This is a genomic window from Bacteroidales bacterium (assembly GCA_018334875.1).
Classification (GTDB): Bacteria; Bacteroidota; Bacteroidia; order Bacteroidales; family UBA12077; genus JAGXLC01.
On the sequence record JAGXLC010000155.1, the window covers coordinates 1 to 9,309 of the forward strand.

The following is a 9,309-nucleotide window of genomic DNA, read 5'->3' on the forward strand; positions in this document are numbered from 1 at the left end:
CCTCTTATAAGCTTACTAATGAGTTACTCCGTTAGCATGAATCTTTAATTTTGTAATTTTTAACTCTTAAAATAATATTTTATGAAACAACTAGAATTCATTCAAAAATTAGTTATTATTTATGGTCTGCCTGTTTTGCTTATCATTTTTTCACTTCATTCATGTGATTTAGTAGATGAAGCAGAGGACGAAGTTAAGCCTTTTCAGGCAGATGATTATGAATCAAATGATACACGTGATGAAAGTGCTACAATTGATCTTTCTACGGATATTGAAGCTACAATATTTCCAGAAGATGATGTTGATTTTTATGAATTTCAAACTGAGAACACTGGTGAATGGGACAAGGTAGAATTTGATGTCAGTAATGTTTCAGAAGACCTTGAAATCCAAATCATCGTGTACGATGAAAATGGCGAGAAAGTATTTGATGATCACTCAGATACCCCTGGGGCCAGTTTAACTTCCACATTTGAAACCAAAGGCGGAACTTATTATGTTGAAGTTAAAAGCCGCTGGGGTGGTGAGATAGGAAAATATACCTTAAATGTAAGTAATCTGGATTACAATGATGAATATGCTCCTAATGATTCCCGGGATGAGGCTCATGATTTAGGTACATTACCTGCAGAGGAAGTTAAAGGGGTAATTGTCTCTGGTGATGAACAAGACTGGTTTAAATTTACTACAGAGAATGAACGCATATGGGATTATGTTCAGTTTGACGTGACAGATGTTGCCGAGGACATGGAAATTAACTTAGCTGTTTATAACTCAGAAGGAGAAGAAGTTTTCAGCAAACATACAAGTACACCTGGCGCTAACCTGACAGAAGTCAAACTTCCGACTTCTGGTGGAACCTATTATGTTGAAGTTAAAGACCGCTGGGAGGAAGATTCAGAATCAGGGGATTATACTCTGGATATAGCAAATCTTGATGCGAATGACGAGTATGAATTTAATGATACGCGTGATGATGTATATGATTTAGGTACTACTTCAATCTTGGATATTCAGGGGGCAATAATATATACTGATGAAGACAATGGAGATCTGGATTGGTATATGTTTGAATCTACAAGTAATGAACCATTTACTTTAAGTTTTACAGATCTGGATGAAGATCTTGAGGTATACTTTGAAATTGAAGATGAATCAGGAAATGATTATTCTACCTCAAATAGCCCAGGGGCAGATTTAAATGTAAGCAGTGATGATATGAGAGATATCGAAGCTAAAGATGGCGGTATATATTATTTGAAAGTAAGAGGCCATTGGGGTGGAGGAATTTTTGGAGGAGATCGTGGAGATTATACCCTCTCCATTGAACAATGATTATTTTACCATTTACCCCGGTTTTTATGTTGACCGGGGTAAATGGTCTATTTTTATTACCTCAACTGACAGCCGTAATATCATTTCTTATTCAGACATAAAATACGCCGCAGGCAATGCAATGACTTTCCATGATTTTATAGAAAAGAAGTCCGCTATCGGTTTGAGGGACGACGGAAAGCTCAGCAGATATTACAATTGATCCCGGAGCGGTCTTTGAATTTGATCTGGATAAAGAGCTTTATATTCCTTCTGAGGGTGGGTATATTTATCCGCCCTCATTTTTTACATTCCTGATAGTATCCTGAGTATTTTGCTGTGGTTTTGTTCCGGGAATGCTTTTTAGAGGCTGGTTTTATCGCGCGCTCTGACGAGGCGCCGGGAATGGAGGGGGTAACCTGGTGCTACTGCTGTTTGCACCCTGGCCGGGGCAAGATTCCTCAGGGGTTGAAGCCCCGGAAAGGTAAAAGCATAGGGTGGATCGTGCAGATTTAATATCCATTAACGGAAAACGATATATTAATCAGCGGTTACTTGTCCGGCTCTGACGGATCAGCGAAATCAGCGTGAGACAATTAATTTCGTTTGCAGCTTTGGCTGCGGTGGAAATAATTCGGGAGAAAACTGTTCAGGGAATTCTGGTTAAATTTGTAATATTTTGGAATTTTATGTACATTAAAATCCTTTCGTTAAACTTGAAGAAAAACCAGTGTTATGAAATCTCCTTTGGACCTTGCCGATGAAGCGTTTTTGGAGCTTGATGAACTCCTGCCTTCTTCTGAATATACATTTCAGAGTACGTATTTACGGAATTTCCGGGTTTTTTCCGGAAAGATGAAAACTATGCTGGATGATTTAAAAAAACTGGCTTCTACCACGGATGTTCCTCTTTTGATAACAGGTTCCACCGGGGTAGGGAAGGAGCTGGCTGCAAAATTCATGCATTATGAGGTTGACCGGAGCTCCGGGGAATATATTGCAATCAACTGCACCAACATGAATAAGGAAATGTTCGAGGCGGAGCTGTTTGGTTACAAGGGAGGTGCTTTTACGGGAGCCAGCAAGGGTGGTCATCACGGGTATATTCGACAGGCATCTCAGGGAACGCTATTTTTGGATGAGATCAGTGAGGTTGATACCGATCTTCAGGCCAAACTCTTACGGGTTCTGGAGGAGAAGGAATACTACCCGATGGGCGGCAACCGGAAGGAACAGGTCAACTGCCGGATGATATTTGCAACCAATAATAATCTGGAAAAAATGGTGGACCGGGGAACGCTCAGGAAAGATCTTTACTACCGGCTTAATGTGGTAAAAGTAGATATACCTCCGCTGGAGCAACGGAAAGAGGAAATTCTGCCCCTGCTTGCATTCTTTGTTAAGCAGTTAAATCATGATTTCAAAAAAGATGTGCGGTACATTCAGGGAAAAGTGCTAAAATTTATGTACCTCTATAACTGGCCCGGTAATATCCGGGAATTCCAGAATTTTATAACCCAGATCATGGTATTTATTGAAGGAGATACCATCAGGTTTGAACATCTTCAAACAAAAGATGAGCTGGACAGAATGAATACCCGGTCGTTCTCCACCCAGTGGCAACCGGAAAAAAAATCGAAACGGGAAATTATCGATGAATTGTTAGAAGAACCTTTTGATCTGGAAGTTTTTACCATGGATATTGTGCGGGCAGCCCTGGAGAAATTCGGGGGCAACAAAAGCAAGACCGCCCAATTTCTTGGACTGAAACGCGAACAATTGTATAACCGATATAAAACGGATTGATATGCACGATTTGACACCTCCGAAATGTTGCACATGCATTCTGTGTAATTTCTTACAAGATCGGTCCGAAAGAAACACCGAAATTGTAAGTTTTCTCACAAAGTATTTTTTGTTTGCCATTTATGGGTTCACTTAAACGAATTGTTTTTCAGGATTCTATAAACTTTGGTACAACAATTGGTATTAAGTTAAACAGGAAAGAAAAAGATCATGAAAGTTTTGAATATAGATGATTCGACAGTCAATAACATGTTAATGGAAAATTTGCTGGCCGCACATGGATTTGAGAGTCTGTCGGTGATAGAGGGTGAAAAAGCTGAGGAGTATATAGAGGATTATCAGCCCGATGTCATCCTTCTTGATCTGATGATCCCGGATAAAAGTGGATTTGAAATATTGAAGGCGCTTAAGGCGAAGCATATCAACATACCTGTGGTGGTCATAACTGCAGTGGAATCCAGGGATGTTCGGGAGAAAATTCTAGATTGGGGGGTTGCGGAGTACCATACCAAACCGATCGATTCAGACAAATTGATAGAGAGCATTCAAAAGGCAACAGCGGCCTGCTAATAAATTACTAAAATAAAATTTCGGAGGTGTCGTAAATGATAAAATCAAATCATCAATGGGTCAAGTACGCTTTAATTTTTATGCTGAGCCTGGGTTACCTGTCAGCATACGGCCAGCTTGATACACAGGAAAAGGAGCTTAAATCCTTCTATGGTACAAATATCAGTCAGAATATGAACGGACTGGTACTTAACCGCACGGTGATGAGCGGTCAGTACCAGAAAGAGAGAAGGACTTTTGAAATGGGTATTCTGATGAATGAGTTCAAAGCTGTATCGGGTTTTGTTTTTAAGCACCGGTATTTCTTAAATAAGACTGAAGATGGAGAAGTCTATCAGCCTGAATCCTATGCTTTGCGGCCCCATCTGTTTTACAGGTTTGTGTACAACAGCAACATGCCTGAGAATTATTTAAACCACCCTGTTTATGAGGGAAATGGGAGTATAGATTTAATGAAAAATTCCCGCCATACCATCAACACCATTGAGCATTATTTGGGAATTGGTCTGGAAATAGATGTTTGGGATAATATGTATCTCAACACTTCTGTCAGTGGTGGTTTTTATTTCTTCAAAGATAATATGGAGGCGGTCCGGATTGACGGACAATTACTGCCAGAGGCTTCTACCGGCGTAACATTCAATGTAAGCACCGGAATCGGTTTCCATTTTTAGCCTGGAAGCTTCGGCGGGCAGGCTCGCCTTCGCGAAGCTTCAGCGGAGCAAGGCAACCCCGCATTAGAAAAACCGGCCTTTTCAAAGCGTCAGAAACCCGCATCTACTGAGTTTTGCTACATGAAGATGAAGAACATGCGGGTTCAATGGAGATTGATTTGAATTACTTAAGCTTTGCAGCAATATGATATTGTATTACAGAATTCTAATAAACTTGAACAACAATTAATTATTTAAGAATAATTCGGGTTAGGTATTGCCTGTCAAAACTGTAAGATTTTTTATAATTTCCATCAAATCCTTCCTCCAAAAGCCTGTTCTTGTCATTTTCCCGGTGTTGTAAACATTAAAATTAATTTAGATGCAATAAATTATTTTGTTATTAGTTCATTGCTCATAAATGGTCTTATAAAAAATTAAAATAAGAGTTCTATGAGCATTTTCCGACCGGCCTTTTTTATAGTGCTGATCACCCTTTTCAGTTGCGGAGATCAAACGGACGAGGACCCTTATCAAAGTTATTCCCAGCAAGAATTACGGTTTATGGCTCAATTTGAGCATGATCTGTTGAATCAAATGGCACGGAAAACCCTCTCGGTTCAGCGCAAAACCGTAAATTCTCCTGATGAGATAAAGCCCCTTCAGGAAAGAGATGTGAAGCCGGTGGTATATAACCAGCTTCTTTCGACTCAATACATGGAAAAGGATCATCAGAAGCAGGTATTCATTGCCCAGATGCTTCCTCAGATATTGATCACCAAATTTTATCTGGATCAGCAGAGAAAAGTATTGGAAATATTAATGTCTGAAGATTCCCTTATGGAGGAATTTGATTTGGAAAAGAAACAGGCATTTATAGAGCAACAGCAAAAAAAGTACGGTGCTGAAACAACCGGTGAACTAATGGATAGATTGAGCACCCATCCCACCAGCATTATTTTGGCCCAGGCTGCTGTTGAATCAAACTGGGGCAGTGCACGGAGTTATTCGGAAGCCAACAATCCGTTCCAGGTCTTGTCAGTTGATTCTTCCGAAGCCCGGCTTAAAACATTCGCTGAAGACGGGAGTGTCGTTTATTTAAAAAAATACGATAACCTGCCGGCTTCTGTAGTGGATTATTTTCGGAATATAAACCGTGCGGACCGGTTGGCCCCTTTTCAGAGAAACCGGCAAACTACCGACAATCCTTTGGAATTGGTGCAATATCTTGATGCTTATGCTCCCGGATACGGTGAAAAATACATTCAGACGCTGGCCAATGTCATACGCAGGAATAATCTAACCCGCTACGATACCTGGGAGATTGACTCTTCTTATATTAATATATTAACCAGGGATGAAATGCGGGCTATACTAAAAGCCCAAACCGAAAGAGAAAAAAATATTGTCTCTTCCGATGCACAGCATATTAAAAAGATACAATCGAGAAGTGTTGACGTCCAGTACAGGGAAATCACCGGTCCTGAGTCGATTATCGAGGTCGACAGCAAATATGTCGTACCCAATGTTTATACCAACGTGATCGATCTGAAGTATCTTCCTTTGGAGGAGCGGAAGAAGAAATTCCTGGATATGTTGCTTCCTTCGGTTTTAACGGCTTCCTATGGTATACGGCAAACCCGGAAACGAATTTCTGCCATTCAGGAAAGCAAAGCACAAAACCAACCCCTATCCCCCTCGGACAGTGTATTTCTCCAGAAACAGCTAAAAGACTGGAGGGCCGATGATATAGAAGAATTACTGAATGTGAAGCTGATTACACGTCCGAACAGCATTATGCTGGCTCAGGCTGCCCTGGAAACCGGTTGGGGCAGTTCCAGGTTTTTTGTAGCAGCAAACAATACCTTTGGTGTCTGGTCATTTAATTCGAATGAATCAAGGATACGCGCCCTTGGAACACGGAATGGCACTCCGATATATGTAAGAAAATACGGAAATTTGTCAGCCAGCATTATAGATTATTACAAAGTAATAGCCAAAGGCCCTTATGATGAATATCGTAAAGCCCGACAAAGAACAGATGACCCCTATGAGCTGGTGGAATATTTGTTTCGGTACAGTGAGATGGGCCAGGAGTATATTGACCGGCTAAAAACGGTTATGCGAAAGTCGGATTTGGTACAATATGATGATTACCAGATTGATCCGGCGTTTCTAAAAACAGAATAAAATTTTTCACACAATATAACTTTTAATCCTTAAGCTTATCGGTTTTATGAATAATCAACATCAACTCAAGTCATCATTTTTGTTTTTCTTCGTTCTGGTTATCGGATTGTTGCTTCAATCGAGGTCTTTACCGGCACAAAGTACAGGGGAAAATCACCTCAATTGTTTTACTTATCATCGGTTTGGAGAACAAAAGTATCCTTCCACGAATATTGATACCGAGCTTTTCGAACAACACTTAAAGTTTCTGCATGAAAACGATTATACAGTGTTAACATTTGGGGAAGCTTTGGACAAGCTGAAGTCTTCGGATAAGGTTCCCGAAAAAACCGTAGTATTGACAGTGGATGATGGGTACAAATCTTTTAAGACAGATGCGGTCCCCCTTTTGGAAAAATATGGTTTTTCGGCCACTGTTTTTTTATGCACTCAATATGTAGGCAAATCCGGCTATTTATCCTGGGATGACATACGGGCACTGCAAGATAAAGGTTATGAATTTGGCAACCATTCCCATTCCCACGATCATTTTTTGAACTACTCTGATGAACGCACGCGGGAAGAATTTAAGAAAGACCTTGCTCAGGCGGAGCAAATTTTTCAACGGGAGCTTGGCTACAAACCGGACTTTTACTGTTATCCTTACGGAGAATACAATCCGGATATACAGAATATTTTGAGGGAAAACGGTTATCAGGCCGGTGCTGCGCAAAAATCCGGGGTCATCCGGACGGGGAGTGATGTGTATGCCTTGCCCAGGTTTCCCATGAATTCAAACTATGGGGAGATCAGTAAATTTCGTTCCAAAGCCCGGATGAAAGCTTTGCCTGTTATAAAAAAAGAACCTGAAAATCCGGAAATTAAAAACACCAATCCTCCTCAGTTAACGCTTCAAATTGATCCGGATAAGATCAATACGAATCACATTCAGTGCTTTGTTAACGGAAGAAAAATCTGTACTGTCTCCCGGCAGAACAACTCCCGTTTTACTCTTACCGTACAGTCTACTGAAAAGCTCCAAACCCGGCGTACTTTGTATACCATTACCGCCCCCTCAAAGTCAGGGAGCGAGTGGCACTGGTATTCGCATCTTTGGGTAAATACCCAATACGGGGAATAGTGCACCGGTTTGTTTGCTTTTATAGATTTTTGTTATTTTGAATCATGATTGACCCATAATTTTATGCTTATGAGTGATAAACGTTTTAATATCACTAAATTATATCATGATTCCAGGCAGGTACTCTTTAAGCCCAAAACATACTTCTCATCCATGGAGACAGAAGGGGGGTGGGAAGAACCCATCCTGCAAACATTCCTGTATGGTGTTTTATCCGGCCTTTTCATTCTGCTATGGAGCCTTCTGGATGTTATAGGTATCACGGAGGGTGTTTTTAGCGGGGATGTAGGCGTTGTAGGTTTTTTTAGTACCATCTTCGGAGCCGTCATAGGCCTTTTTATCGGAGCCTTTATTATTCTGATCATTTCGGCTATTTCTGATGGAAACAGGGATTTTGACAGTTGTTTGCGGATAGCAGCAGCCATTATGGTCCTTCTTCCTGTCAATGCCTTTCTGGGATTTTTTGATGGCATTAGTTATGTTCTTGGAGCGGTGATCAGCCTGGGAGTTAATCTTTATGGGGTCTATATGCTTTATATTGCACTTACGGTTATTCTGAAAGCGGAAAGCAAAGCTGCCAGGACCATTTCTTATATTCTCGCGGGATTGTTGGTATTGTTCCTGGTGGCTGTTTTGTTTGCACGAAATGCTGTGATGAAGTATAATGAAAGGATTGAACGGGAGAGGGGGGAGATGGTCCGTGAGATGAATGGGGAAGATGAAGTCCGTGGCAAGGCAAGGGTGCATTCCCAATTTTTTCCAAAAGAGAAAGAAAATATATTTCATTCCTACGGAATTCCGTAAACCAGAACATCACTTATTACCCGACCGGCAGCTGCCGGATGACATCTTTGTAGGCCCAGATGTAAATCCGGGTACCTAGATTCACATAAAACCGCAATCCATCAGTCGCCGGATGAAATAAAAGAGGGTGCTTGGAAAAAATCGGGCATGCACCCTTGCTGTTTTTTAAACCATTCCTTCTTGCAGGAAATGTTTCGGAACTTTCTGTCCGCTTTTATTCCTGATTGATTCGGGTTAGGATTCTGAAGTACCTTTTTCCTGTTTTCCGGAGGGGAAAAATTGCTGGTAAGCTTTAGTGATCGTCGATTTCATGGTATTTACCTCATTGCTGATGTTTGTGCTGAGCTTTTCCCAGTTTTCCCCTGTGGATTTTTGTAGATCACCGGCTTTGTTCCTGAGATTTTCCTGTTGCTTTTTCAGATAATCCACCTGATTAAACAACTGGTCGCGAAGCTGACCCGATGATTGTTTTGCCCTGTCTTCCAGATCGGTTATCCATGCACCCAGGTCGTTCAACCAGCCTTGGGTTCTTTCGTAAAAATTTTGTTTTTCCGCATTAACCTTCTCGGCATATTCTTCAAAAGCAGTTGCGGCTTCATTCCATTTTTCCTGAGAAGAGTCAATCATGTTTTGGTAAAGGGTGTTTAATTTCTCCTTTTCTTCATCAAGGTTTTTAATTTGTTCTTCCCAATTGCTCAGTTCTTTATTGATTTCGTCCAGGTTTTTCCGGGCATTCATTTTCGCTTCCAGGTAATTGGCTTCCATATCATACATTTTGGAAAGCAGCTTTTTTGTTAAAATTTCTGACCGTTTTTCGTAAATTTCTCTTTTCTTTTCCATGATGGTAATTTT

The 9,309-nt window shown here is 40.8% G+C and carries 9 protein-coding genes; 8 read left to right on the plus strand and 1 reads right to left on the minus strand.

Going from position 1 to position 9,309, the window contains the following annotated elements:
* Nucleotides 1-81 precede the first annotated feature (81 nt).
* The 8 genes from KGY70_12445 (at nt 82) to KGY70_12480 (ending at nt 8,457) form a co-directional block, all read left to right on the plus strand.
* On the plus strand, nt 82-1,335 hold the full coding sequence (locus KGY70_12445) for a PPC domain-containing protein (GenBank protein MBS3775993.1): 1,254 nt from the start codon (nt 82-84) through the stop codon (nt 1,333-1,335).
* The gene (locus KGY70_12450) at nt 1,280-1,537 is read left to right on the plus strand and encodes a hypothetical protein (GenBank protein ID MBS3775994.1); all 258 of its coding nucleotides are present in this window, start codon (nt 1,280-1,282) and stop codon (nt 1,535-1,537) included. Before KGY70_12445 ends, KGY70_12450 begins: the two co-directional genes overlap by 56 nt.
* Nucleotides 1,538-2,049: 512 nt before the next feature.
* Nucleotides 2,050-3,120: a sigma 54-interacting transcriptional regulator gene (locus tag KGY70_12455; protein ID MBS3775995.1), complete on the plus strand. Its 1,071-nt coding sequence runs from the start codon at nt 2,050-2,052 to the stop codon at nt 3,118-3,120.
* 210 nt (nt 3,121-3,330) lie between these two features.
* A complete protein-coding gene (locus KGY70_12460; GenBank protein ID MBS3775996.1) occupies nt 3,331-3,690 on the plus strand; it encodes a response regulator in 360 nt (119 codons plus the stop codon).
* A gap of 35 nt (nt 3,691-3,725) precedes the next feature.
* The gene (locus KGY70_12465; protein ID MBS3775997.1) at nt 3,726-4,364 is read left to right on the plus strand and encodes a hypothetical protein; all 639 of its coding nucleotides are present in this window, start codon (nt 3,726-3,728) and stop codon (nt 4,362-4,364) included.
* 432 nt (nt 4,365-4,796) lie between these two features.
* Entirely contained in the window at nt 4,797-6,533 is a 1,737-nt protein-coding gene (locus tag KGY70_12470; protein MBS3775998.1) for a glucosaminidase domain-containing protein, read from the plus strand.
* 46 nt (nt 6,534-6,579) lie between these two features.
* Nucleotides 6,580-7,653 (plus strand): polysaccharide deacetylase family protein, encoded by a 1,074-nt coding sequence (locus KGY70_12475; protein ID MBS3775999.1) that lies wholly within the window; start codon nt 6,580-6,582, stop codon nt 7,651-7,653.
* A gap of 69 nt (nt 7,654-7,722) precedes the next feature.
* Entirely contained in the window at nt 7,723-8,457 is a 735-nt protein-coding gene (locus KGY70_12480; GenBank protein MBS3776000.1) for a YIP1 family protein, read from the plus strand.
* Between the two features lie 234 nt (nt 8,458-8,691).
* Here KGY70_12480 and KGY70_12485 read toward each other — a convergent pair.
* Nucleotides 8,692-9,309 (minus strand): hypothetical protein (locus KGY70_12485; protein MBS3776001.1); only part of this gene is annotated, 618 nt, incomplete at its 5' end.